24 protein-coding genes are annotated in these 23200 nt (G+C 62.4%); 15 read left to right on the top strand and 9 right to left on the bottom strand.

Features of this window, described 5'->3' with window-relative positions:
• The first annotated feature begins 259 nt into the window (after positions 1 to 259).
• Positions 260 to 2455, top strand: coding sequence for a S1 family peptidase (locus ACU4IU_RS01335; protein ID WP_181270409.1), 2196 nt, complete (start codon positions 260 to 262; stop codon positions 2453 to 2455).
• 75 nt (positions 2456 to 2530) lie between these two features.
• Here the strand turns inward: ACU4IU_RS01335 and ACU4IU_RS01330 are convergent, their stop codons facing one another.
• Positions 2531 to 3508 carry a GNAT family N-acetyltransferase gene (locus ACU4IU_RS01330; RefSeq protein ID WP_446655697.1) on the bottom strand — a complete coding sequence of 326 codons (978 nt, stop codon included), beginning with the start codon at positions 3506 to 3508 and terminating at the stop codon, positions 2531 to 2533.
• Between the two features lie 84 nt (positions 3509 to 3592).
• Here ACU4IU_RS01330 and ACU4IU_RS01325 point away from each other — a divergent pair, with 84 nt between their 5' ends.
• The 7 genes from ACU4IU_RS01325 to tpx all read left to right on the top strand — a co-directional run bounded on the left by ACU4IU_RS01325 (position 3593) and on the right by tpx (position 9728).
• Positions 3593 to 3808 carry a hypothetical protein gene (locus tag ACU4IU_RS01325; RefSeq protein ID WP_139466894.1) on the top strand — a complete coding sequence of 72 codons (216 nt, stop codon included), beginning with the start codon at positions 3593 to 3595 and terminating at the stop codon, positions 3806 to 3808.
• A 42-nt stretch (positions 3809 to 3850) separates the two neighbouring features.
• On the top strand, positions 3851 to 4669 hold the full coding sequence (locus ACU4IU_RS01320) for a thioesterase family protein (protein ID WP_446655696.1): 819 nt from the start codon (positions 3851 to 3853) through the stop codon (positions 4667 to 4669).
• Between the two features lie 107 nt (positions 4670 to 4776).
• Positions 4777 to 5148 carry a VOC family protein gene (locus ACU4IU_RS01315; RefSeq protein WP_101544850.1) on the top strand — a complete coding sequence of 124 codons (372 nt, stop codon included), beginning with the start codon at positions 4777 to 4779 and terminating at the stop codon, positions 5146 to 5148.
• A gap of 55 nt (positions 5149 to 5203) precedes the next feature.
• Positions 5204 to 5722 (top strand): DinB family protein, encoded by a 519-nt coding sequence (locus ACU4IU_RS01310; protein ID WP_139466897.1) that lies wholly within the window; start codon positions 5204 to 5206, stop codon positions 5720 to 5722.
• Positions 5723 to 5766: 44 nt separating this feature from the next.
• On the top strand, positions 5767 to 6774 hold the full coding sequence (locus ACU4IU_RS01305) for a DUF368 domain-containing protein (RefSeq protein ID WP_181270410.1): 1008 nt from the start codon (positions 5767 to 5769) through the stop codon (positions 6772 to 6774).
• A 115-nt stretch (positions 6775 to 6889) separates the two neighbouring features.
• Positions 6890 to 9088, top strand: a complete 2199-nt coding sequence (locus ACU4IU_RS01300) for a bifunctional metallophosphatase/5'-nucleotidase (protein ID WP_181270411.1) — start codon at positions 6890 to 6892, stop codon at positions 9086 to 9088.
• A 139-nt stretch (positions 9089 to 9227) separates the two neighbouring features.
• Complete coding sequence (tpx, locus tag ACU4IU_RS01295) at positions 9228 to 9728, top strand: thiol peroxidase (RefSeq protein WP_181270412.1); 501 nt, start codon at positions 9228 to 9230, stop codon at positions 9726 to 9728.
• Between the two features lie 147 nt (positions 9729 to 9875).
• On the opposite strand, the gene ACU4IU_RS01290 is transcribed toward tpx, so the two are convergent.
• Positions 9876 to 10592 carry a PIG-L deacetylase family protein gene (locus ACU4IU_RS01290; protein WP_139466901.1) on the bottom strand — a complete coding sequence of 239 codons (717 nt, stop codon included), beginning with the start codon at positions 10590 to 10592 and terminating at the stop codon, positions 9876 to 9878.
• Positions 10593 to 10697: 105 nt separating this feature from the next.
• Here ACU4IU_RS01290 and ACU4IU_RS01285 point away from each other — a divergent pair, with 105 nt between their 5' ends.
• Entirely contained in the window at positions 10698 to 11360 is a 663-nt protein-coding gene (locus tag ACU4IU_RS01285; RefSeq protein WP_446655695.1) for a hypothetical protein, read from the top strand.
• Here ACU4IU_RS01285 and ACU4IU_RS01280 read toward each other — a convergent pair.
• The 4 genes from ACU4IU_RS01280 to ACU4IU_RS01265 form a co-directional block, all read right to left on the bottom strand.
• Positions 11330 to 12565 carry an NAD(P)-binding domain-containing protein gene (locus tag ACU4IU_RS01280; RefSeq protein ID WP_181270414.1) on the bottom strand — a complete coding sequence of 412 codons (1236 nt, stop codon included), beginning with the start codon at positions 12563 to 12565 and terminating at the stop codon, positions 11330 to 11332. The genes ACU4IU_RS01285 and ACU4IU_RS01280 overlap by 31 nt on opposite strands.
• Before the next feature lie 90 nt (positions 12566 to 12655).
• Positions 12656 to 13009, bottom strand: coding sequence for a hypothetical protein (locus ACU4IU_RS01275; protein WP_181270415.1), 354 nt, complete (start codon positions 13007 to 13009; stop codon positions 12656 to 12658).
• Between the two features lie 497 nt (positions 13010 to 13506).
• Positions 13507 to 14148, bottom strand: a complete 642-nt coding sequence (locus ACU4IU_RS01270; protein WP_446655694.1) for a hypothetical protein — start codon at positions 14146 to 14148, stop codon at positions 13507 to 13509.
• Between the two features lie 159 nt (positions 14149 to 14307).
• Positions 14308 to 14895 (bottom strand): HhH-GPD-type base excision DNA repair protein, encoded by a 588-nt coding sequence (locus ACU4IU_RS01265; RefSeq protein WP_139466906.1) that lies wholly within the window; start codon positions 14893 to 14895, stop codon positions 14308 to 14310.
• A gap of 53 nt (positions 14896 to 14948) precedes the next feature.
• Here ACU4IU_RS01265 and ACU4IU_RS01260 point away from each other — a divergent pair, with 53 nt between their 5' ends.
• The 6 genes from ACU4IU_RS01260 (at position 14949) to ACU4IU_RS01235 (ending at position 20128) form a co-directional block, all read left to right on the top strand.
• Positions 14949 to 15332 (top strand): YchJ family protein, encoded by a 384-nt coding sequence (locus ACU4IU_RS01260; protein WP_248283830.1) that lies wholly within the window; start codon positions 14949 to 14951, stop codon positions 15330 to 15332.
• 195 nt (positions 15333 to 15527) lie between these two features.
• Entirely contained in the window at positions 15528 to 16007 is a 480-nt protein-coding gene (locus ACU4IU_RS01255; RefSeq protein WP_139466907.1) for a DUF2087 domain-containing protein, read from the top strand.
• Between the two features lie 59 nt (positions 16008 to 16066).
• Complete coding sequence (locus ACU4IU_RS01250; protein ID WP_025778180.1) at positions 16067 to 16570, top strand: phosphoribosyltransferase; 504 nt, start codon at positions 16067 to 16069, stop codon at positions 16568 to 16570.
• A 9-nt stretch (positions 16571 to 16579) separates the two neighbouring features.
• Positions 16580 to 17881, top strand: a complete 1302-nt coding sequence (locus tag ACU4IU_RS01245) for a carboxylesterase family protein (RefSeq protein ID WP_446655693.1) — start codon at positions 16580 to 16582, stop codon at positions 17879 to 17881.
• Positions 17882 to 17969: 88 nt separating this feature from the next.
• Complete coding sequence (locus ACU4IU_RS01240; RefSeq protein WP_172169074.1) at positions 17970 to 19079, top strand: winged helix DNA-binding domain-containing protein; 1110 nt, start codon at positions 17970 to 17972, stop codon at positions 19077 to 19079.
• A gap of 35 nt (positions 19080 to 19114) precedes the next feature.
• Complete coding sequence (locus ACU4IU_RS01235) at positions 19115 to 20128, top strand: diacylglycerol/lipid kinase family protein (RefSeq protein WP_446655692.1); 1014 nt, start codon at positions 19115 to 19117, stop codon at positions 20126 to 20128.
• On the opposite strand, the gene ACU4IU_RS01230 is transcribed toward ACU4IU_RS01235, so the two are convergent.
• Genes ACU4IU_RS01230 through pdxS form a run of 3 tightly spaced genes read right to left on the bottom strand, consistent with a single transcriptional unit; the run spans position 20111 to position 23182 of the window.
• Positions 20111 to 21712, bottom strand: a complete 1602-nt coding sequence (locus ACU4IU_RS01230; protein WP_446655691.1) for a helicase HerA-like domain-containing protein — start codon at positions 21710 to 21712, stop codon at positions 20111 to 20113. The genes ACU4IU_RS01235 and ACU4IU_RS01230 overlap by 18 nt on opposite strands.
• 10 nt (positions 21713 to 21722) lie before the next feature.
• The gene (pdxT, locus tag ACU4IU_RS01225; protein WP_446655690.1) at positions 21723 to 22304 is read right to left on the bottom strand and encodes a pyridoxal 5'-phosphate synthase glutaminase subunit PdxT; all 582 of its coding nucleotides are present in this window, start codon (positions 22302 to 22304) and stop codon (positions 21723 to 21725) included.
• Positions 22301 to 23182: a pyridoxal 5'-phosphate synthase lyase subunit PdxS gene (gene pdxS, locus ACU4IU_RS01220; protein ID WP_139466913.1), complete on the bottom strand. Its 882-nt coding sequence runs from the start codon at positions 23180 to 23182 to the stop codon at positions 22301 to 22303. The genes pdxT and pdxS overlap by 4 nt, the downstream gene beginning before the upstream one ends.
• Positions 23183 to 23200: the final 18 nt, after the last annotated feature.

The raw sequence follows: 23200 nt of genomic DNA, 5'->3' as shown, positions 1-23200 counted from the left end.
ATGCCGGCCGTCTGACGGTCTGGCGAACTGACACTGACGATGCCCCCGGTCTTCTGACCGGGGGCATCGTCTATTCATGGCGACTGCCTAGAGGCGATAACAGCAAGTCTCTTTGTATACATCTACTGAAGTTTCGTACATTAAGTTCACAGTCTTCGGCCTACTTTTTTGGTAGTCACTGAGTGCGCCCCGTAACCTTATCGTGACTTAGGTCATCAACTTGTGACATTGATCCCTCAGAACAGAGAGACAACAACTTATGCAGAAGAAACTCGTACAGAGTTCGCTGGCGCTCACAGCGGCAACGGCGCTCGGCCTGGGCGGAGCGTTCGCTGCTTCTCCGGCCGTCGCTGACAACGGTCCGCAGAAGCTGAATGTGCAGAGCGATGCGGCTGTGCAGAAGACTCTGGACAAGGCGTCCGGTGTCAACGCATACGGCGCCAAGAACGGCAAGCTCACCATCGGTGTTGAAAAGGCCGACAAGACAACAAAGAAGCTTGAGCAGGATTTCTCGAACGTCAAGGTCGTTGAGGGAGTCAAAGAGCTGAAGGCCTATGCCGGCAACGACTTGGTTGGCGGCGCAGGTTACCTCGTCAAGGCAGGCGAGGGCGGCGGAGCCTGTTCAACCGGATTCTCCGGTTGGGATGCTGATGGAAAGCCGATCGTGCTCACCGCTGGTCACTGCGCGAAGATCATCAACGAGCAGAGCGGGGAATTTGAGGGCGACACGACGGTCGACGAGACCGAACAGCCTTCCACTGCTCCTGCGGTCGGTGGAGAGGGATTCAAGCAGACCGGACTCGGCGTCATCGGCAGCTGGGGTTACAACAAGTTCGGCGGCGAACTGGTTCCTCCGGGTTCAGACGCTCAGCCCAATGACGACGATATCGACTTCGCGGTCATCAATGTCGATGCTTCGAAGTACAACGTCAAGACAGGTGTGACTGACTGGTCGACCGCCGGAGACGACGATCTGGCTGCGAAGCTCGCCACTGATATCACCAAGGTCGGCGCTCACAGCGAAGGTACCGTTCAGAAGGCCGGCCGGACGACCGGACTGACCGAGAACGAGACATGGACTGCCTACAACGAGCAGTTCGACTTCGTCAACGTCAGCGGACGCTTCGTCCATGGTTTCGGTGTTAAGGCACCGTCCGGCAAGCCGTTCTCCGCGCCCGGCGATTCCGGTGGCGGCGTCTTCCAGGGAGACACTGCAGTCGGCGTCATCTCCGGCGGCGGTCCTGCAGAGGACGAGAACGGTCAGGAGATCGACTTCAGCTGGGTAGCCGACCTCGACTACTCGCTCGAGAAGTCCGGACAGTCGATCTCGTTCACTGATCCTAACGAAGAGCCTCCGGGTGATGATGAGGCAGAAGCTGACGCTTCCGCTGCTGCCGACGGTGAAGATGCAGATGCTTCGGCCGCTGCCGAGGGAGACGACGCAAACGCTTCCGACAACGCTGACGCCGACGCCAAGGAAGCTGATGCTTCGTCCGCTGCGGAAGGCGACGACGCTGAAGCTTCGGCCGACGCAGACGGAGCAGAGGCTGACGCTTCCGCTGCCGCCGATGGCGACAATGCCGATGCTTCCTCCTCAGCCGATGGCAAGGATGACAAGGCCGATTCCGACGCCGACGGTGACGAGAAGCTTGAAGCTCCCAAGGTCGGAGACCAGACAGTCGTTGAAGGCGGAAAGATCACCGGCAAGGCTGCTCCGAACGCTGACGTCAAGCTGACCTGGAAGCCCGCTGGCGATGCCCAGGCAGGTTCCGCTCAGGCCCAGGCCGCACCGGCTGAGGGCAGCGTCACGGTCAAGACCGATGCTGATGGAAACTTCTCCACCGAGGCTCCTGCTGAAGCTGGCGAATACGCCTACTCCGCTACGGTCACAGCTAACGGACAGACCTCGGAAGCCACTAACTTCACGGTGACTGTTCGGGCTGCAGAGGCCGAGCGCAAGCTGACTGTCGAGCCGAAGGAGATCGCTGCTTCGGACTTCGTGAAGGAAGACAAGGGCGTGCAGATCACGGCTGAAGGCTTCGAAGAGGGAGAGAAAGTGACCCTCAAGGTTGTCGACGGGCCTGAAGGCGTCAAGGACTACGAGATGACGCAGACTGCCAACGCTGAGGGAGTCGTCGGATTCTCGATCTACGGCACCAGCGCTTCGAACCCCGAGGCCTACCTCGGTAAGTACGACGTTCAGGTCACCGGCGCCAACGACACCGAAGACGAAGAGGCCCTCACCGGCTCCTTCCAGGTTGTTGCCGACGAAGACGGCAACGGCGGCGGCAACGATGGTGACGACAACGGCAACGATGATGGAAACGGTGACGGCGGCGGATCTGATCTGCCTCGCACCGGTGCCGAGCTGACCGGCCTGGCCGCCGGAGCCGGACTGCTCCTCGTCGGTGGAGCCGCTGTTGTTCTGACCATGCGTCGCAAGAAGAACAACTGAAACACACTCTGACGGTCACTCGTTGACCGACTGAGAGAAAGTGCCCCTGGCCTTCTGGCCAGGGGCACTTTCACGTCATCGGACGAAAGCACGGACCGCCGCCCCTGCAGACGGGGCGGCTTCGCTGAAGCCGAGCGACGTGTAGAACTCAGCCAGTCCGGGATCGGCGTCGGTGAGCAGGACGGTCTGTCGGACATCGGCGAAAGGTTCGAGGACGCGAGCGACGAGTTCAGCCCCGATGCCGCGCCGCTGCATTCCTGGAGCGACCAGGACATCTTGGAGGTAGACAAGTGTTCCGAAGTCGCTGACCACGCGCGCCAATCCGACGAGCAGCTCTGCCTGGTGAGCACAAACCACGTGCGAAGAATTGAGGACACTGCGGACCAGTCGTTCCGGGGCGTTCGTGTACGCCGACCATCCGACTGAGTTGTAGAGCGCGAGCATCTCACTGCACGATGGCGGAGTATTCGACGAATACGTGATCCCGGCACGAGTCTGCTCACGGAAATGACGTCGATCATGCCAGTGCAGCTCATGGACGACGCCTGTCTCCCATTCCTCGCGCAGGATCGCATAGCCGACCGAATCCAGCGGATCGCTGCCGATTACAGGCCACGAGCGGCGATAGTGAGCTTCTTTCGTCCAGCCTGCCCGGTCGAAGACCGCCCTCATGGCGTGATTGTCTTCGCGCGTCTGACCCTCGAGTCGAATCGCTCCCGTGGTGGAAAAGACATGAGCGGTAATGGCGGTCAATGCCTCAACGCCGAGGCCCCGACCTCGAAATCGCGAAGCTAATCGGAGGTCGAACATCGGCGTCTCGTCACGAAGATCCTCCAGACGGACGATGCCGATCCGGCCCAGCTTGCTGTGAACGAGCCAGAACGTCTTGGTCTCCTCGCTGATGAAATAGCCGTCCGCAATCCGTTGGCGGACTTCTTCTGCCGACCAGCGAGACAGCCTGGCGTGGAAAGGGAACTCTTCCGTGGTGTAGAACTCAGTCAGATCATGATCGTCGCAGCCATGTGGATCGACCCGGGTCAGCTTCACACTCATGCGCTTAGACTAATCGGTGAGCGCTCACAGCAACTCAACGCAGAGATGAAAGCGACGAGGTGCGCCCGACGAAGGAGTCCAGACATGAGCCTTGAAGACGATCCATTCGACTACCAAATCACCAAATCCGGAATCCTCTTCATTCGCCGAGGCGGCCGCACCGTCATGGAGCTCGGCGGAAAGAAGGTTGCCGCGCTCATTCCCAAACTCGGCCGAGATGACGACACCGACCAGCAGCTGTTGGCACGGGCAACAGGTCACTATCGTCACGGCAACGAACGACAGTCCGGTCGGCATTGAATCTGGCTGGACGTTCGTTCAGTTGTTGGTACTGTATGTGATATGAGTCAATCGACCGTCAGTGAGTTTTCACAGGCCACCGCAGTCACCCGCCAAGGCGACCACAGCTTTACCGCCGACCTCGACGCCGGCTGGAAAGTCGCCGGAGCCGTGAATGGAGGCTACCTCCTCGGAGTCGCCGGACAAGCCCTGCGGGCCGTCAACCCGAGCACCCCGGACCCCCTCCTCATCTCCACCTTCTATCTCGGACCGAGCAGAGAAGGTCCGGTCGACATCTCCACGCGCACACTGCGCGAAGGCCGATCGACGGCGAGCTACGGCATCGAACTCTCCCAGAACGGGGCACCGACGATCTCGGCGATGGCGACGATGGGCAACCTCGGCGACCTTCCCGACGATGTCGGCACGACAGCCACGCCGCCCCAGCTGCCCCCACCGGAAGAATGCGTCGGTGTCGCCGAAGCCAGCGAGGACTTCAAGAAGGCGGCGCCGCTTATCGAACGGTTCGATATGCGCCTCGACCCGGCCACCGCAGGATTCGCGGTCGGCAAACCCAGTGGTCGTGGAGTGCTGCAAGGTTGGATTCGGCTCATCGACGGGACCGACCCGGACCCGCTGTCATTGCTGACTTTCCTCGACTCGTTTCCGCCGGTGATGTTCGACCTCGGTCGCTTCAACTGGGCGCCGACGATGGAACTGACCGCACACGTCCGCGCCCTGCCCGCTCCCGGCTGGATCAGCGCGCGACTGTACACTCGGAACATCGCGGGCGGAATGTTCGAAGAGGACTGCGAACTGTGGGACTCGGCCGGTCGCCTCGTCGCTCAGTCGCGGCAGTTGGCGCGCCAGCCCCGCGGGTGACGCGACGATGACGGCGGATAACCGACGATGACGCCTTCGACTTGTCATGTCTGTGGGGTGCTCTAGAGTCGGATCAACACCTATCCGACTGCGAAAGGACCGCGCTCATGGCGTCGCTGGCATCTTTGAGCATCACCTTCGACTGCCTCGATGTGGAAGCACAATCGATCTTCTGGGCAGACCTCCTCGGTGCCGACATCGATCCCGGCGCCAACGAGTTCGTTGCGAGCATCGGGGGAGTTCACAACAGCGAGTCACCGACCCCGGGAATGCTTTTCCTCAAGGTCGACGAACGGGCAGAGGGGAAGAACCCGCTGCACATCGACCTCGACGATCCGCACTATCCGGCGGACGTCGACCGCGCGGTCTCCTTGGGTGCACATAAGCTCGCGTCTTTCGACGAATATGGGATCGAATGGACGACTCTGAAAGATCCCGAAGGAAATCTCTTCGACATCGGTCGGCGAAAACTAGACTGAGCCTCATACACCTGGTTCGAACATCAGGCCGTCTGCATGATCAGAGAGGCTCAGCATGACCCTGCCATTGACCGATCCGAGCAACTCCCCGAACGAACGTCGTGGGCTCGAAGAATTCGTCGAGTACTTCCGACAGGTGGTCAGACGCAAGGTCGATGGGCTGACGCCCGAGCAGCTCGACCACACCGTGGCCTCATCGTCTCTGACGATCGGCGGCATCCTCCGCCATCTCACGCTCGTCGAGGAGAGCTGGTTCGTCGAAGTGCTGCAGGGCCGGGACCTGGGGGAGCCGTGGTCGAGCGTCGACTGGAACAGCGACCGTGATTGGGACTTCGAGTCTGCGTCAGGGATGACCGCGGACGAGCTCCTGGCGGACCACGAGCAGGCCTGTGAGAAGTCCCGTGAAATCCTCACCGAGGTGGCCGACCTCGACACGCTCACCGAACGAGGAGACCGTGACGGAGAGAAGTTCAACGTCCGATGGATCCTCATTCATCTCATCGAAGAGTACGCTCGTCACGCAGGTCATGCGGACATCCTCCGCGAAGACATCGATGGTGAGATCGGCGACTGAGTCGCACCTCATCGGCGCCCGGTGGATCTAATAGGCTGGAAAGTATGACGAACACCCCGCCGACCGATACCGCCGCTGCGCCGAAGAGATCCAAAGCACTCCTCCCGCTCGACCTGATCCGGGGCTTTCTCATCGGCAGCGCGGAACTCGTCCCCGGGGTCTCCGGCGGAACCATCGCCTTGGTCACCGGCGTCTACGACCAGCTCATCGACTCCGCATCTCACGTCGTTTCGGCCGCGAAGACTCTCGTGACAGGACCGAACCGTGCGGCGGGGGCTCTGGCGGAACTGCGGCGCACCGACTGGTTCCTCGTCATCCCCGTTCTGTTGGGCATGGCCGCGGCAGTGTTCACCATCGCCGGTGTCATGGAAAGCTTCGTCACCAGCAACCCCGAACTCTCCCGGGGTCTGTTCTTCGGCCTGGTCTCCGCCAGCATCGCGGTGCCGTTGAGGATGTTGCCGGCACGCTCCTCGCGACAGCCCGTGCTCCTCGGCGTTCTGGCGTTCATCGTCGCCGCCGCTCTCGCATTCTGGATGACGAGTCTGGCAGGTGGGGCAGACGTGGAGAATCCACCGCTCATCGCCGTCTTCTTCGTCGCCTCTATCGCCATCTGCGCTCTCGTCGTGCCCGGAGTGTCCGGATCGTTCTTCCTGCTGGCAGTGGGTATGTACTCGACCACTCTGCGGGCCGTGGACTCACGCGATTTCGGGTACCTCGGAATCTTCATGCTCGGCGCGATCCTCGGCCTGGCGGTCTTCGTCAACATTCTCAAATACTTCCTGCACAACCACCGGTGGTGGACCCTCATCGTCATGGCAGGACTGATGTTCGGTTCCCTCCGCGCGCTCTGGCCGTGGCAGTCATCTGCAGAGGTGGGCGCCGACGGCGAAGAACACGGAGCGGGCGGCCTGCTGGCCCCCGTCGATCCGGTACTCGGTCCGATCCTGCTTGCGGTCCTCGGCGCGGCCGTCGTCGTCATCCTCATCATCGTCGAGGCTAAATCTGCGTCTGCGAAGGATGAGGCTGATAGAGCCGATTCCGCCACAGCGTGAACGCAAGAGAGTTTGTGCAAATTTCTCTCAAGATCCATTCAGAAAACGATCAGCGCCCACTAGGGTAAGAGAGTTGGATCACTTTCATCCTCTCTGACCAGTTCTCTGGAGACTCATGCGTCTGCGCACCCTGACCTCGTCCACACTCGCCCTCGCTCTCATCGTCACCGGCCCCGCGGCCGCCTCCGCGACTGGCCTCGGCAGTGCCGACGCCCCCGCCGACTCTCAGGCGGCGACAACCGGAGAACTGACTCTGTTGGCGACGACTGACGTTCACGGCAACGTACTCAATTGGGACTATTTCGCGAACAAGCCCTACCCGGCAGGGGAGGAGCTGGGCATGTCCCGAGCCTCGACTCTCATCAAGGGAGTGCGTGAGGACAAAGGTGCCGATTCCGTGCTCCTCGTCGACAACGGCGACACCATCCAAGGCAATCCCTTGGCCTACTACTTCGCCAAACAGGAACCGATCACGACGAGTGGCCAAACCCACCCATTGGCCAAGACCTTTAACCACCTGGAATACGACGCACAGGTCGTCGGCAACCACGAATTCAACTATGGCCTCGATCTGCTGGCTACCTACCGCGACCAGGTCGACTTTCCGCTGGTCGGAGCCAATGTCATCGCAGATGCCGACGGACAGACCCATTTGGACCCGTACGCGATGGTGGAGAAGCAGGTCGATGGTGAGACGATCACCGTCGGCGTTCTCGGCGTGACCACACCCGGCAGCCGCATCTGGGACAAGAACAACCTGTCCGGGAAGGTGCACTTCGACGATCCGGTCGAGACGGCACAGAAGTATGTGCCCGAGATGAAACAGAAGGGCGCAGACGTCATCGTCGTACTGTCCCACTCTGGCAAAGATCCGAAGGGACAGAGCTGGGATCCGGACCAGCTGCAGGAGAACGTCAGCACCTCGGTAGCGAAAGTGCCAGGAGTTGATGTCCTCGTCGCCGGCCATACTCATCAGAACGAACCCAGTCAGGTCGTGACCCGTGACGACGGCACCCAAGTGCTCATCACCCAACCGAACTATTGGGCGCGATCGGTATCCGAGGTGGGACTGCCGATCAATCTTGACACCCACCACGTGGACTGGGGCGAGACCGAGCCGCACGCAGACGCTCTTGCCACACAAGGGGAGGTCGCTGAGGACCAGGAGATCAATGACCTTGTCGATGAGCAGCACCAGACCACGATCGACTACGTGAACACGAAGATCGGATCGGTCACCGAAACACTGTCGGCGAAGACCTCCTACTACGAAGACACGGCCATCCTCGACTTCATCTCCCATGTCCAAACCGAGACGGTTGAAGAAGGACTGAAGGGAACGGACTATGCCGATCTTCCCGTGATCTCGCAGGCATCACCCTTCAGCCGCACCGCAGAGTTCCCGGCGGGCGACATCACGATCCGAGATGTGGCAGGACTCTACGTCTACGACAACACTCTTGCCGGTGTCGAGATCAACGGTGCTCAACTGCGCGACTACCTCGAATTCTCGGCACGCTATTTCAAGCAGACCGAGGAAGGCGCCGAATTCGACCCGGTGGACGGCACGAACGCGATCGACGAAGTCTCGGAATCTCCGATCCCGGACTACAACTACGATGCGCTTGCCGGAATCGACTACGACATCAATGTCTCCAAACCGACCGGGGAGAGGATCGAGAACCTCACGCTGGCCGACGGCAGCGAAATCGGAGACGATGACCGGTTCATCCTCGCCATCAACAACTATCGTCAGTCCGGTGGAGGTGGCTACCCGGTCGACGGACTCAAAGAGGTTTACAACGAACAGGTCGAGGTGCGTCAGGCACTCATCGACTGGGCGGAGGAGAAGCAGATCGTCGACCCCGACGATTTCTTCGACGAGAACTGGCAAGTCGTCACCAGCAGCCGTGCACCAGGCGGAGACGATGACGATTCCGGTGACAGCGTGGATTCCGACAGTTCCGGCGAAGCCACTGCCGAGGCAGGCTCGAATGCGTCCGCCGGAGCCGAGTCCGATGCCGCTGGAGCCTCCGACGGCGCGGGTTCCGGGAGCTCCGGAAGCGCTGACGGGGAGGACAATGCCGGAGAAGCAACATCCGAGAACGACGGCTCGACGAACAGTGCATTGGACGGCAATTCTGACGGCGGCGACGCCGACGGCCGTGAAGCTGACGGTTCGGCAACCGGTGCAGGTGGCGGGGCCGACCTGCCGCGGACAGGCCTCGAGCTTGCCACAAGCATCGGCCTCGCTGCTGCGATCATCGCACTCGGTTCGGCACTCGTGGTCGTCTCACGCCGCCGTCGTCGCTGAGCGGCTGTCGGCCATCTGTGGGATTCATCAATCCGAGGGCCGGCGAAAGTCCGGTCCATGTTCGTCGTGTTCCCCTCGGAGCCGTCTCACGTAGAGTGAGGGTGACAGCAGTCAGCTCTGAAGAAGGAGAGAGTCAAGCATGGCCAACACAGCATTTCAGGGATCTCCGGTCAAGACCGTCGGCGAACTGCCCGCCAAGGGCGAACAAGCCCCGGCATTCAGCCTCGTCGGCGCCGACCTCGGTGATGTGAACTCACAGGACAACTCGGGCAAGCGTGTCGTGCTCAACATCTTCCCCAGCCTCGATACGGGAGTGTGCGCCGCCTCGGTGCGCAAGTTCAACGAACTCGCCTCCGGCCTGGAGAACACCACTGTTCTCTGCGTGTCCAACGACCTTCCGTTCGCCCAGGCTCGCTTCTGCGGCGCTGAAGGCATCGAGAACGTCGTGACGGCGTCGGGATTCCGCAGCTCGTTCGGCAAGGATTTCGGTGTGACCATGGTCGACGGTCCGCTCGCTGGTCTGCTCGCCCGATCCGTTGTCGTCCTCGACGAGAAGGGCACCGTGACGTACACGCAGCTCGTTGACGAGATCACCACCGAACCCGACTACGACTCGGCAATCGCAGCTCTGGAAGCCTGATCTTCTCCCGCGAGTCGAAGGTTTGACTCGTGAAATACGAACCGGGTGGGACGCACACGCGTCCCACCCGGTTGTTCTCTATCAGCAGCGTGCCGGTCGAAGTGGTTCGGAGCACCGGCTGCTGACAAGGAGCAATTGGCGAAGTGCTCACATATCGACGACTGTGATCGGCAGGGCGTAGTCGACGCCGGCGAGTTCTCCACCGCTCGTGGTAATGCCGGGGATCATATCCTTCGGCGCCGGATGATCGCTGAGGGCGTCCAAATAGACCTTGTGCGCCTCAAGCGATCGCACACCACGGTCGACGTGCGCAGCAGTGAGCGCCACGGCGTGAGTGGGCTGGGCACCATTGATGAGCAGCCGATCAGCCTTCCACGCTTCCAGTCCCTCATCCTTGAGATCGGTGAAGACCCAGGGATTGTCCGCATCGCGAATTGCATCGACGGTGGCAACGCCGGCATGGCGATGGTCGACATGATTGAGCCCCCATTGCACCTGGAGGTCGAAGGTCGTCACGACAACCGCATTCGGGCGGAACTCGCGGATCTTCCGTGCGATTGCCCGACGCAACTCGTGCGTGGGTTCCAGCAGACCATCCGGGAAGTCGAGGATCTCCAGATCGTCGACGCCGACGATATTGCACGCCCGACGCTGTTCCTCGGCGCGCAGCGGTGCCACTTCCTCCGGGCTCATGTCCCGGATTCCTGCTTCCCCTCGGGTGAGCAGAAGATAGGCGACTTCTTTGCCCTCATCGGTCCATTTCGACACGGCTGCCGAACCCCCGTATTCCATATCGTCAGGGTGGGCGACCACGCAGAGCACACGGTTGATATCGGAGTCATCGAAAAGCGGGATCTCAGTCATGAGTCCAGGCTAGGCGGCAGTTGACGCTTGCGCCAGAGACCAGGGACGACCAGATGATTGGGTACGATGTGGAGGACCCCACCGATCGAGTGAAGGCAGACAATGATGAACAGACCACTCGTAGCGGTGACGCTGGCCCTGGGCCTGACTCTCAGCGGATGTTCGGCGTTCAAGGTCAGCAGCTCCGAAGATGCGGGATCCAAACCGGCGAATGTGGGAATCGGCGACGGACAGTCGCCTTCGCCGACCGCAACCGGCCCGACGATTCCCAACGGGATGAGCGAGTCCACTGTCGACCTGGGCGGACAATGTCCCGTCGAAGTCAGTTTGGCCTTGGGCGCCGACTGGGCAGATGGGTCCGGCTACGACGGCTATCGGCTCTACGAAGCTGATTCTGGCGCGATCATCACTGTCAACTGCATTGATGACGACGAGTCGTCACCTCAAGAATTGGTGGACAAGGCGCGGGAGAGGATGTTCAGCACGTCGGGATCGTCCATGACCAGTGAGGCCACCGGATCACTCAGCGGTGGAGAGTACTGGGTCTTCCACGGCACCTTGGCACCCGATGACATGCGAGCTGTCGACAAAGAGGACTCCGTGATGTTCGGTGCAGTTGCCGGAATATCTGTCGACGGTCGACTCTTCAAGGTCAGCGTCGACATGCTTGCGCAAGCCGATGACACAGAGGCTCAAGACCAGTTCCGACAGATGCTGCCGACGGTTCGCTTTGGCGATCAGGTGCTCAAAGCCCCAGACCTGCGCTGAGGCTGCCGACTGCCAGACATGCGTTTGAGCAGTTCTCGAGCCGCTATCCTCCCGGCCCTGGTCGCGCCGACCGTGGAACTGGCTGATCCGTAGCCGACGAGGAACAGCCGTGGATCGTCTTTGACCGCGACCTCGGTTTCCATGGAGATTCCGCCATCAGGTGTGCGCAGGCGCAGCGGTGCAAGGTGTTTGAGTGCTGCTCGGAACCCGGTGTTCCAGAAGATCACGTCGACCTCTTCGACATGGGGTTCGTCGAACGGCGCCCATGATTCGGGCACCGCCAGGTAGTCGCTGGCCGAAGGACCCAAGCCTTCCGACGTGGTCGGAAGCTCGGTGTCGCCGAGTCCGGGGAAGTGGACGCCGTGGGGAAGGATGCGGTCGAACATGCCTCGAGACACCAGAACTCCCGAGTCGATTCCTTCCCGGAACTCTCTGCGGATCGGCAGGCCAGTCGTGCGGACGACGCTGGCTGGGGCCAGACCGGACAGAGTTCGTTCGCGAACGGCTCGTTCGACCTCAAGTCCCCATTGGCCGTCGAAGTCCCTGGACGTGAAGTTCGGGGGACGGCGTGTGGCCCAAAGAGTGTCGGTCACTTCGGCGAGTTCGAGGAGAAACTGCGTGGCGGAGATTCCGCCGCCGACCACGAGCGTGCGCAGTCCCCGGAAGTCTTCGACGTCACGGAAGTTCACGGTATGCAGCTGGTGGCCCTCGAACTCCGCGATGCCGGGGACGAAGGGGACGTAAGGCTGGGTCCACGTGCCGGTTGCGTTGATGAGGTAGTCGCTGGAGAGCGTCACGTGTTCACCGTCGACGGTGGCTGTGATGGTGAATCGTCCCTGTCCGGGTTCTTCGGACCGGACGGTGTCCACTTCAGCCGGCCGGATGACGCAGAGTTCGAGTTCGCGTTCGAACCGGGAGTAGTAGTCGGAGACGATCTCGGAGGCAGGGACGTTCGGGTCGGGACGTCCGAGAGGAAACCCAGGCAGGTCGGAGATGTGGTTGGTGGTGCCCAGGGTCAATGAGTCCCACCGTTCTCGCCAGGCACCACCGGGGCCGTCTCCGGCATCGAGGATGATGAAGTCTTTGCCCGGTGCGAGGCCGTCGCGCCACAGGTAATGTGCTGCGGACAGTCCGGCTTGGCCCGCGCCGATGATGACGATAGGCCAATGAGAGTCGATCAGGAGCTCGTTGATTCGGCACACCATGGGGCCATTGTTTCAGGTTTCTCTAGTCAAGGGCTCACTGATCATGGCCGGGCGATGGGCCGAGCCTTTCCGAATAAGAACGTCACGGCGTCATCGGGCAGATTGGGCACAGTCCGGCCCGCGGGGATTGGAATAGCAGTCTTCGTCGACAAGGTAGCGGTGGTAGCGGTAGACCTCGATGCCGATGTCGTTGCTGGAGACGTGAGCGAATCCGTCGATAGGGAGCCAGGGCCCGCCGTCGACCGAGAATTCTCCGCTGAATGTCGCGGTCATCGACGCGGATACCTTGCCGGATTTTTGGTATTCGTGTCCGATCTGGGGTGTGCCGCCGGGCAGGGGCTTCGTACCTTTCGTATTAGTGGTCGTGCCCGAGCCGTCTCCGAAGTCCCAATTGAAGCGCTCTGGGGTGACTTTGACCTTGACCGCATAGGTCAGCAGGGTCATGTCGATATAACTGACGTCGATGTCCGTCCAGAAGGCCGCCGGTTTGCCGACGACAGCCCAATCCTTCGGCCAGGCATAGATTGTGGGAGCCGGTATGTCGAAATTCTGGAACTGCGATTCCGGGATGTGGGTCGGGGGATCGGGCCGAGCCGGAGCGCCGCCGCCACCGCCCCCTCCGCCACCGGGGCCGGGTTCACTTACGCACAGATAGCCGACGTCTTCAGTCGGGCAGTCAGGCTGACCGCCGCCGCCGGCGCCACCTCCGCCTCCGGAACCACCGCCGCCGTTGCCTCCTCCACCAGAGCCGCCACCTCCGGAGCCTCCGCCGCCGTCAGATCCCCCTCCGCCCGGAGGCGGTTGGGGAACCGGGGGTTTTACAACACTGCACTCGCGCTCTTGGAGTGAGTTGCAAGCGGGTCCGCTGTCAGCAGGTGCAGGTTGAGCTAGGAGCGTACAGGCGGATATTACAAACAAACTCACGACAAACAGGTGCAAACTTACTCGCACTTCTTGCTCCAGAGTTCCTGGTTGGATATCTTCCATTTGCCACTGTGCTTGCTGGCTGTTTGTAGGATCGTAAGACTCGTCTTCGGCTGGTTCGGCATCGAATCGCCATTGTCGACGACAGCGTGTTTTGAGTCGTGTGAACAGAAGAGAATTTTGACCGTGTGTTTGTCTGGCGAGTTCGAATCTATGCCAACATCCGGAACTCGAATGTTGTAGTAGTCGTACTCTCCCGCCATATACTGGCTGTCTCTTTCTAGATCGCTGGCGCTCTGGCGCAGTGATTCCAGAGAATCGGCGGCGGCGTAATTCTCAATATCGTTTAAGTCTTTCCCGCCTGAAGAAAATACCCGGTTGATTGTGTCGATGTATCCGACGAACGCAACCAGCGCGCCCTCGACGGCCTTCTTTTCCTCTTTGTCGAGGTCAAGGTCGGTTTCGTAGTCGGGGATGGCCACCTCGGCGGGATTATCGGTCGACCCTCCGTCGGGCTGCTGCGCGGGCAGGGTCGACGTCGGTGCGGCTACCGGAGAATTATCGGCACAGCCGACAACCGAGACCATACTCAGCGCGGAAAAAACGGCAACGAATATTTGGGAAGCTCGACGATACGGTCGGGACGATCCAGTTCTCATTCCACGCCTCTGTGGTCTGCAACTGCGGCGCGACCCCGTCGGCCGACACCCGGATTCCCTACATTATTCGACAGGCACGCTTTTTAGAACAGGCGAAGTCGAATCTGTGGATAACTCACGCCCGAGTGCGTGGAAGCACCGACCTTTCGGCGACTGCGGTTACTTGTTCGCGGCCTTCGCCGCCTTGGCCGCAGCCTTCTGCTGCTTCTTGAAAGCACGCACCTCTTGCAGAGTGACGTCATCGACGACGTCGGCGATCGAACGACGGGCGTCCGCGTCACCGTAGTCGCCGGCAGCCTCTTGCCAGCCCTCGGCCTGGAGTTCGAACTGCTTGCCGAGCAGCGCCAGGAAGATCTTGGCCTTCTGATCACCGAAACCGGGGAGTTTCTTCAGTCGTTTGAGGACCTCGGCGCCGCTGGGGTCGCCCTCAGTCCAGATAGCCTCGGGGTTGCCGTCGTATTCGTCGACAATGGCCGCGGCCAGCTTCTGCACCCGTCCAGCCATCGACTTCGGGAACCGGTGGACCGCGGGAGTCTGCGCGAAGATGTCGAGGAAATCGTCCGGGTTCATCTCGGCGATCTCGTCGATATCGAGCTTGCCGAGCCGGTCGGCCAGCTTGGCCGGCCCAGCGAAGGCGCTCTCCATGGTCACCTGCTGGTCGAGCAGCATCCCGACAAGCAGAGCGAAGCGGTCTTCGGCCAAGAGTGCATCGGCCTTCGGATCTCCAGACAGGAACAGTGAAGTCATGACTCCATCTTCGCACGCCGCCTACGGCTGTCCACTGCCGATATCATCGACTGATGATCTGCCCCTGCTCCGGAATGCCTCCCGGCACCGCCTACGACGACTGCTGCCGCCCCGCCCTCGACGGTGATTCCTGGCCCACCACCGCCGAGGCGCTGATGCGCTCCCGCTACACCGCCTTCGTCCGCGGCAACGAAGACCACCTCTTCCGCACCTGGCATGCCAAGACCCGACCCGACGATGTCGGCGTCGATGACGCCACCACGTGGCTCGGCCTCGAAATCGTGTCCACCACGGGCGGGGGATTCGACGATGTCACCGGCACCGTGCAGTTCCGTGCGCGATTCCGGGACCACCTCGGCGATCATGTCCTCGAAGAGAACTCCTCCTTCGTCCGCCGTGCCGGGCGGTGGATGTACCTCGAAGCGCTCGAGAGCTGACAACCGGCAACGGCTTCGAACGCCGACCACTGTGTCTATACTGGTGTTCGGCGCATCCAACGCCCAGCCGAGGTCGTGTTCCCAGCACACCGACCGCATGGCGAAGGGGAGAGAATCCTCGGACGAAACCGGCACGGTGATTTCCTGACCAGGTTTCGTGCTGGGGGAGACTTGGTCGTTTGAGGAAGTGACACCATGACCAAGGACAAGGATTTCAAGAAGCTCGTTCGCACGCGGATGACCGAAACCGGTGAGAACTACACCACGGCCCGCACCGCGCTGGTCGCCGCGAACCAGGGTTCAGGATCCAACAGTGATTCCCGCAGCGAATCCGTCATCGCCCCGGAGATCGCACGGTTTCGGGCGAAGACACTGAAAACGTTCATGCCGGACGGCCACATCGTCGCCATTCCGACGAAACGACGCGCCCTCGTGCTCGTCCTCATCGAAGTCCTCGCCGCCCTCGACCCGGACCAGGTCTACGCCGAGAAACGACTCAACGGCATCCTCGGGGATTTCCATCCGGACTTCGCCCTGCTGCGTCGCGAACTCATCGACTACCGCCTGCTCGAACGCAATGCCCACACGGGGGAGTACTGGGTCAACCCGAACCCGCCGACCCATACCGGTTCGCAGGCGCAGGAGATAGCCGGACTCGAGGTATTTCTGCGCTGAACCGGCGACAGCGTATCCTTGAAGCTCGAACCACAAACGGGCAGACACGAGGAGCATCCATGGCCTATCACGCCGATTCGACCGATCTCGACGAAAAAGAGATTCTCAGCTGGGACATGTTCGGCCGATCGGCGCGTGAGATGGCGCAGACCATCGCGGATTCCGACTACGATCCCGAGATCGTCATCGCCGTAGCCCGCGGTGGACTGCTGCCCGCCGGAGCACTCGCCTACGCGCTCGGACTCAAGCTTTCCGACGCCATCAACGTCGAGTTCTACACCGACGTCCACGAGACCCTGCCCGACCCCATCCTGCTCGCCCCGATGCTCGACATCGAAGCGATCAAGGGCAAGAAGCTGCTCGTCGTAGATGACGTCGCCGACTCCGGCCGCACCCTCGCCCTCGTCCTCGAACTGCTGCGCAAACACGGTGCGGAAGCCCAGTCGGCCGTCATCTACGCGAAGTCCGCATCGATCATCGACCCGGACTTCGTGTGGAAGCGCACCGATCAGTGGATCGTCTTCCCCTGGTCGGCCGAACCCCCGGTCGAACCCAGCAAGTAAGCTGACCAAATGGAGGAGACACGGGACATCGCCGCCCCGTGCGGACGCGTGCGCGCCTACGTCAACGACGACGTGATCCGCGCACGGGGCATCCGCTACGCCCGTGCAGGTCGTTTCCTCCCTCCCGTCGATGAACCTCCGGTGGACTTCATCGACGGCGGTCGACCGGGCCCGGCAAGCCCGCAGCTGCGCCGCGACCCGAATGCCGGAATGACCTTCGACCAGCTCGGCGGGCTGCCCATCAGCGAAGACTGTCTGCGCGTGAGCGTGACTATGCCGAAGGACACCATCACCGAGGCGGGGCTTCCCGTCCTCGTCTGGATCCACGGCGGAGCCTACGTCGCCGGGGCCGGGGACGCGGAGATCTACGATCCGCACGCCCTGGCCGCCGAGCAGAACATCATCGTCGTCTCCGTGACCTACCGCCTCGGAGTGCTCGGATATCTCGGAACCGGCCGAGACGAACACCTCAACCTCGGAGTGCTCGACCAGATCTCCGCCCTGCGCTGGGTGCAGACGAACATCTCCACTTTCGGCGGCAACCCGGACAACGTCACGATCGCCGGGCAAAGCGCCGGAGCAGACGCCTGCGCCCACCTCATGATCGCCGAAGGCACCGAAGGACTCTTCCATCGTGTGCTCATGGCCTCAGCACCCCTGGGGCTCGCCGGCGGCACCGACGCAATGAACTGGGCAATGGGGAAAGTCGCTGCGAAGATCGACCCTGAAGCCAGCGTCGACGGCATCCTCCGAGCGCAGGAAGAAGTGCACAAGGCCGCCCTCGTCGGGGGTCTGCATGCCGGAATGTGCTTCGGAGTCCGCTACGGCCAGTACCCTCTGCCATCGCGCTCGAAGGCAGCCGAGGCCTGGGCCGAAGTCGCTTCGAAATTCGACGTGCTCATGACTCGCACGGAACGGGAGATGGCGTTCTTCGCCGGTTTCGTTCCCGCACTGCGTCGCCTCCACGACCGCACCCTGACCTCGCCGATGCTCGAATCCCTCATCTCCGGAATCACGTCGGCGGTCTATACCCGGGCCGGACGCGAATTCTACGACCGCCACCGGATGTCCGGCGGTCAAGGAGCCCGCCTGCTCATCGTCTCCCGCGGAGACAGGAGCTTCTTCGACGCGGCCCACTCCGGAGATCTGCCGCTGATCTTCCCCGGCGATATCTGGCACGATTCCTTCCTCGACTACGGTGCGACCACCGATATCGCCGGTCCCGAGCTGCGCCGGACCTGGGGCGAATTCGCCTCCTCGGGCACACTGCCGCGGGTGCGGGTGCCCGGACTCATCGACATCATGGGCTGAACGGTCAACTGTACGATCGCCGTCTACGATCCCAGCTCTGTCGTCTTTTCACAACCGCCATGTCACCGGCGTGCACTACCGTTGGACCATGGACGCACATCAGATCTCGGCAGCCCGTCTGATCTCGCAGGGACTCATCGGACCTCCACCCGAGTCACCGACAGGAACCGACCTCTCAACCGCCGGCGCAGTCGTCGAGCATCTCGGCTGTGTCCAAGCCCAAGCTCTCGGCGGTGCACTGATCTCCATCGCCCTGCGCCTAGGACCGGATGTCACTGACGGTGTGGCCGCGGTCCGTGCCGCCATCGATTCCGGAGAGATCGTGCGATCCTGGACCCAGCGCGGCACCATCCATCTGACCACGGCCAAGGACATCGGGTGGATCCTCGGCCTCACCGGGGCACGGATCATGAAATCCACGGCCAAGCGGCGCGAGTATTTCGGCATCACCGACGCGATGCTCGATACTGCAGCGGAACTCGCCACAGCGGCCATCCGGGACCGGGGACCGCTGACGCGCGAAGAGCTGCTCGAAGCGTTCGCTCCCATCGGTGCCGGAGACGAATACGGCCACGCCCGTTACCTCATCACTTCCTTGGCGCTGCAGAACATCATCGTCCAAGCCCCCGTGATCGAGGGCAAAGATGACATGAAATACGTGCTCACCGCCGATTGGGTGCCCACACCTACAGAGCTGGACACCGAGGCGGCCGACCACGAATGGATGAGACGCTTCGTCACCAGTCACGGACCGGTCACAGTCGATGACGCGACACGGTGGACGGGACTGCCGAAGACGAGAATGAGAAAGGCCATCCGCGCCGGAATCGATGCCGGAGAGATCGTGAGCACCGACATCGACGGCACCGACTACGCTCACGCACCGGATCTGGAGGACCGACTGGCCGAATGGGAGACGGCGGCGCAGGAGACCATGCTGCTGCCGGGATTCGACGAGATCATCCTCGGGTACAAGGACCGCAGCGCCACACTCGACCCTGCGAATGAGAGACTCGTTGTGCCCGGAGGCAACGGAATGTTCAAGAACACGGTGGTGACCGGCACCCGCGCACGCGCGACCTGGAAACGATCACCCCTCAAGACCGGTCCGCGGGTCCGCGTCGACACCTTCCCAGGGGAGAAGGTTGACCTCGAGGCCGTCGAATCGGTGAGTGCAACCCACCCGGCCTTCGTCTGAGCACGCAGAGACGACCGACGGTGGACGATCGCCACATGACACGCACACAGTGGGCCAGCCGTGTGGGTGAAGGCGACCGACCGGCATCGCCTGCGGGCCGAACTGCCGTCGGGATCATCCTCAATCCCAAACACCCGGCGACCCTGCGGGCGTATGCCGAGCTCGTGCCGGAACTGCGCAATACCGGCGCGCACTACCGAAGCATGACCACCAGCGTCGACCGTTCCGGTCGTCGGCAAGCCGAACAGCTCGTCAAATGGGGCGCTGACATCGTCATCATCCTCGGTGGCGACGGCACCATCCGAGCGACAGCGCCGGTACTCGCCGAGGCGGACATCCTGACGTTCCTCGTCCCGACCGGGACCGCGAACGTGCTCAGCCGCCATATCGGCCTCCGATCCTCCCGGCACGCCATTGACCATTGCAAGCGCACGATCGCCTCGATCATCCGTGACGGCTATCCGCCGAACCTCCGGAACGTTCCGATCAATACTGCGGAGTACCAGACGGCCGACGGCGCTCGACATCGCACCGAGTTCATCAGTCTCGCAGGAATCGGGGGAGACGCCCGGGCCGTCGCCCACCACCATGTCTCGCTCGGGCTGCTCGGCTACGCCTGGGGAGCCGCGCAGGCCCTCTTCGCCGCAGATTTCATCGCGAGCACGTGGGACACCGCAAGTATGTGGGAGCGAACCGCCTCGGCGCCGGTGTGGTCGGTGATGGCGTCGAAGGTGGCCCGTCCTGCCGGTCCCATAGCCGTGTTCCCCGAAGCGCACATCGATGCTCCGGCCTTCTCCGTGCTCACCGTCGGCCCGTTTCCGCACTCACCCATGGCGCGGTGCCGAGCCTGGGCAGGAATCGCCGCGGCATGCCTGCAGGGCAGACCGGAGGCCCACCCGCTCATGAACTATCGCCGTACGACCGAGGTGACGGTCACCGTCGAGTCACCGGTACCGGCACAACTCGACGGCGACCTCATCGGCGACTGCCTGGAGCTGCGGGTGAACGCCGGTGAGAAGACACTGCGGGTATCAGCGCCGGCGTCGTGAGGTACCGAAGATTCCGCGTGCGATCTCGCGTGCCGCGGTCCTTGTGAACTGCTTGAACGCCGAGGACTTCACGACCTGGGATAACAGGTTCTCGTCGTCCTTCTTCGCCGACTTCTTCCCGGAGCCGCCGGACTCCTCCGGGAAATCGATCTTGTCCGCCGATGCGTCGCGACCCTGACTCTCGGCGGGCGCATCGGCAGGAGCTGACTTCCGTTCCTCGGCGTGAGCTTCTGACCCGCCTTCGAGGCGCTTGGTGAGGATCTCGCGGGCAGATTCGTTGTCGATCGCGGTCCCGTACTTCTCATGCTGGGGCGACTCCGCCACAGCCGCTTTGATCTCGTCCTCGCTCATCGGCCCCATCTTCGACTCCGGGGCTCGCATTCGCGTCGGTGCCACCGGGGCCGGAGCACCATCGGGGTCCATGACGGTGACCACGGCTTCGCCGATGCCGAGCGAGGTGAGCAGCTCTTCGAGGTCGTAGTCGGACTTCGGGAAGGTCTGCACGGTCGCTTTGAGAGCCTTCGCGTCGTTGGGTGTATGTGCCCGCAGCTGGTGCTGAATGCGCGAACCCAACTGTGCGAGCACATCTTCGGGAACATCCTTCGGCGTCTGAGTGACGAAGAAGATGCCGACGCCCTTCGAGCGGATCAGTCGCACGGTCTGCGTCACCGACTGGAGGAAGGCCTTCGACGCGCCGGCGAAGAGCAGGTGGGCTTCGTCGAAGAAGAACACAAGCGAGGGCTTGTCCGGGTCGCCGACCTCCGGCAGGTCCTGGAACAGGTCGGCCAGCAGCCACATGAGGAACGTGGAGAACAGGGCCGGCGACTGACTGAGTTTCTGCAGTTCGAGCACAGAGACGATTCCGGCACCGTTGTCGTCGGTGCGCAGCAGATCAGCGGTGTCGAATTCCGGTTCGCCGAAGAACACGTCGCCGCCTTGGGCAGCGAGTTCGGAGATCTTGCGCAGGATGACGCCGACGGTGGCCTTCGACGCCCCGCCGATGCCTTCGAGATCGGCCTTTCCCTCGTCAGAAGTGAGGAAGGTGAGGACGGCCTTGAGGTCGGAGAGGTCGAGCAGCGCCAACCCTGCCTGATCGGCATAGTGGAAGACCAGAGAGAGGACGGATTCCTGAGTGTCGTTGAGTTCGAGCACCTTTGCCAGCAGAATCGGCCCGAACGAGGTCACCGTCGCTCGCAGGGGAGTGCCGAGCCCCGAATCACCGAGAGTGTAGAACTCGGTCGGATTGGACCGCGACTGCCAGTCCTGACCGGCGGCATCGAGGCGCTTGCGCAGCTTGTCGGATTCGACGCCGGCAGCGCCGATGCCCGAGAGATCGCCCTTGATGTCAGAGGCGAACACCGGCACTCCGGCCCGTGACAGCTGCTCGGCGAGCACCTGCAGGGTCACGGTCTTACCGGTTCCCGTGGCACCGGCGACGAGGCCGTGCCGATTGAGCATGGACAACGGGATGGAGATCGGGGTCTCCTTCGAGGGTTCTTCACCGTTCAGGGCGACCCCAAGATCGAGTGTCTCGCCGTCGAAGGTGTATCCGTCTTTGAGTGTCTGCAACGCCTGCTCAGTCATGAGTCAATCTTTACACAGCGGCACCGAGGTGGTGGAGGAATTCTGCATGGATTCGTCCGTCGGTGCCCAATTCCGGGTGGAAGCTGGCACCCCAGACCGAGCCCTGCCGGACGAGGACGGGCACGTCGTCGTGACGGGAGAGCACCTCGGTGTCAGGCCCGAGCTCGAGGATCTGCGGGGCACGAATGAATGTGCCCTCGACCGGTTCGTCCAGTCCGCGTACGGTCAGCGGGGCGGTGAAGGACTCGCGCTGTCGACCGTAGGCGTTGCGGGCAACGATGATATCGAGCCCGCCGAGGCGGTCATACCCACCCAGCGAATCGTCGCTGAGCCGGTCGGCCAAGAGAATGAGTCCGGCACAGGTGCCGAAGACCGGCAGACCGCCGGCCATGTGTTCGCGCAGAGTCGCGAAGAGATCCGTGCCGGCGGCGATGCGCACCATGGCAGTGGACTCACCGCCGGGCAGAACGAGCGCATCGAGGCCCGTAAGGTGTTCGGACCTGGTGACTTTGAGGGTGTCGACCCCCAGGGAGTCGAGCATGAGCAGGTGCTCACGGAAGGCTCCCTGGAGGGCGAGGACGCCGACTCTCACCAGCCGCGCTCGGCCAGGCGGTGCGGTGCGGGGACGTCGGCGACGTTGATGCCGACCATCGCATCGCCGAGTCCGCGGGATGCCTCGGCCACGGCCTGCGGGTCATCGAAGTGCGTGGTCGCCTCGACGATGGCTTTCGCACGGGCCTCCGGGTTGCCGGACTTGAAGATGCCGGAGCCGACGAAGACGCCGTCGGCACCGAGCTGCATCATCATCGCTGCGTCTGCCGGGGTGGCGATGCCGCCGGCGACGAAGGTCACGACGGGCAGACGGCCGAGGCTGGCGACCTGCTTGACCAGGTGGTACGGGGCGGCGATCTCCTTGGCCGCGACGTAGAGCTCGTCTTCGCTCTTCGCTCCCAGTGCACGGATCTCGGAGTTGATGGTCCGCAGGTGGCGCATCGCCTCGGAGACGTCGCCGGTTCCTGCCTCGCCTTTCGAGCGGATCATCGATGCGCCCTCTTGGATACGGCGCAGAGCCTCACCGAGGTTGGTCGCACCACAGACGAACGGCACCTTGAAGACGGACTTGTCGATGTGGTTGACGTAGTCGGCGGGGGAGAGGACCTCCGATTCGTCGATGTAGTCGACACCGAGGGTCTCGAGGATCTGGGCCTCGACGAAATGGCCGATGCGGGCCTTGGCCATCACCGGGATAGACACGGCGCTGATGATCGAGTCGATGAGGTCGGGGTCGCTCATCCGGGCGACTCCACCCTGTGCGCGGATGTCGGCAGGGACGCGTTCGAGGGCCATGACTGCGGAAGCGCCGGCCGCCTCGGCGATGCGTGCCTGCTCTTCGTTGACGACGTCCATGATGACGCCGCCCTTGAGCATCTGAGCCAGTCCGGTGTTGAGCAGGGTCTGTGTTTCGGTCATTGTGGTGTAGATCCATTC

The organism is Brevibacterium sp. CSND-B09 (assembly GCF_052906525.1).
This window is presented reverse-complemented; position numbering and strand designations above follow the sequence as displayed.

Bases quoted from the DNA above. Each gene is read 5' to 3' on its own strand.
- ACU4IU_RS01335 (WP_181270409.1), top strand. From the start codon at position 260: ATGCAGAAGAAACTCGTACAGAGTTCGCTGGCGCTCACAGCGGCAACG.
- ACU4IU_RS01330 (WP_446655697.1), bottom strand. From the start codon at position 3,508: ATGAGTGTGAAGCTGACCCGGGTCGATCCACATGGCTGCGACGATCAT.
- ACU4IU_RS01325 (WP_139466894.1), top strand. From the start codon at position 3,593: ATGAGCCTTGAAGACGATCCATTCGACTACCAAATCACCAAATCCGGA.
- ACU4IU_RS01320 (WP_446655696.1), top strand. From the start codon at position 3,851: ATGAGTCAATCGACCGTCAGTGAGTTTTCACAGGCCACCGCAGTCACC.
- ACU4IU_RS01315 (WP_101544850.1), top strand. From the start codon at position 4,777: ATGGCGTCGCTGGCATCTTTGAGCATCACCTTCGACTGCCTCGATGTG.
- ACU4IU_RS01310 (WP_139466897.1), top strand. From the start codon at position 5,204: ATGACCCTGCCATTGACCGATCCGAGCAACTCCCCGAACGAACGTCGT.
- ACU4IU_RS01305 (WP_181270410.1), top strand. From the start codon at position 5,767: ATGACGAACACCCCGCCGACCGATACCGCCGCTGCGCCGAAGAGATCC.
- ACU4IU_RS01300 (WP_181270411.1), top strand. From the start codon at position 6,890: ATGCGTCTGCGCACCCTGACCTCGTCCACACTCGCCCTCGCTCTCATC.
- tpx (WP_181270412.1), top strand. From the start codon at position 9,228: ATGGCCAACACAGCATTTCAGGGATCTCCGGTCAAGACCGTCGGCGAA.
- ACU4IU_RS01290 (WP_139466901.1), bottom strand. From the start codon at position 10,592: ATGACTGAGATCCCGCTTTTCGATGACTCCGATATCAACCGTGTGCTC.
- ACU4IU_RS01285 (WP_446655695.1), top strand. From the start codon at position 10,698: ATGAACAGACCACTCGTAGCGGTGACGCTGGCCCTGGGCCTGACTCTC.
- ACU4IU_RS01280 (WP_181270414.1), bottom strand. From the start codon at position 12,565: ATGGTGTGCCGAATCAACGAGCTCCTGATCGACTCTCATTGGCCTATC.
- ACU4IU_RS01275 (WP_181270415.1), bottom strand. From the start codon at position 13,009: ATGACCCTGCTGACCTATGCGGTCAAGGTCAAAGTCACCCCAGAGCGC.
- ACU4IU_RS01270 (WP_446655694.1), bottom strand. From the start codon at position 14,148: ATGAGAACTGGATCGTCCCGACCGTATCGTCGAGCTTCCCAAATATTC.
- ACU4IU_RS01265 (WP_139466906.1), bottom strand. From the start codon at position 14,895: ATGACTTCACTGTTCCTGTCTGGAGATCCGAAGGCCGATGCACTCTTG.
- ACU4IU_RS01260 (WP_248283830.1), top strand. From the start codon at position 14,949: ATGATCTGCCCCTGCTCCGGAATGCCTCCCGGCACCGCCTACGACGAC.
- ACU4IU_RS01255 (WP_139466907.1), top strand. From the start codon at position 15,528: ATGACCAAGGACAAGGATTTCAAGAAGCTCGTTCGCACGCGGATGACC.
- ACU4IU_RS01250 (WP_025778180.1), top strand. From the start codon at position 16,067: ATGGCCTATCACGCCGATTCGACCGATCTCGACGAAAAAGAGATTCTC.
- ACU4IU_RS01245 (WP_446655693.1), top strand. From the start codon at position 16,580: ATGGAGGAGACACGGGACATCGCCGCCCCGTGCGGACGCGTGCGCGCC.
- ACU4IU_RS01240 (WP_172169074.1), top strand. From the start codon at position 17,970: ATGGACGCACATCAGATCTCGGCAGCCCGTCTGATCTCGCAGGGACTC.
- ACU4IU_RS01235 (WP_446655692.1), top strand. From the start codon at position 19,115: ATGACACGCACACAGTGGGCCAGCCGTGTGGGTGAAGGCGACCGACCG.
- ACU4IU_RS01230 (WP_446655691.1), bottom strand. From the start codon at position 21,712: ATGACTGAGCAGGCGTTGCAGACACTCAAAGACGGATACACCTTCGAC.
- pdxS (WP_139466913.1), bottom strand. From the start codon at position 23,182: ATGACCGAAACACAGACCCTGCTCAACACCGGACTGGCTCAGATGCTC.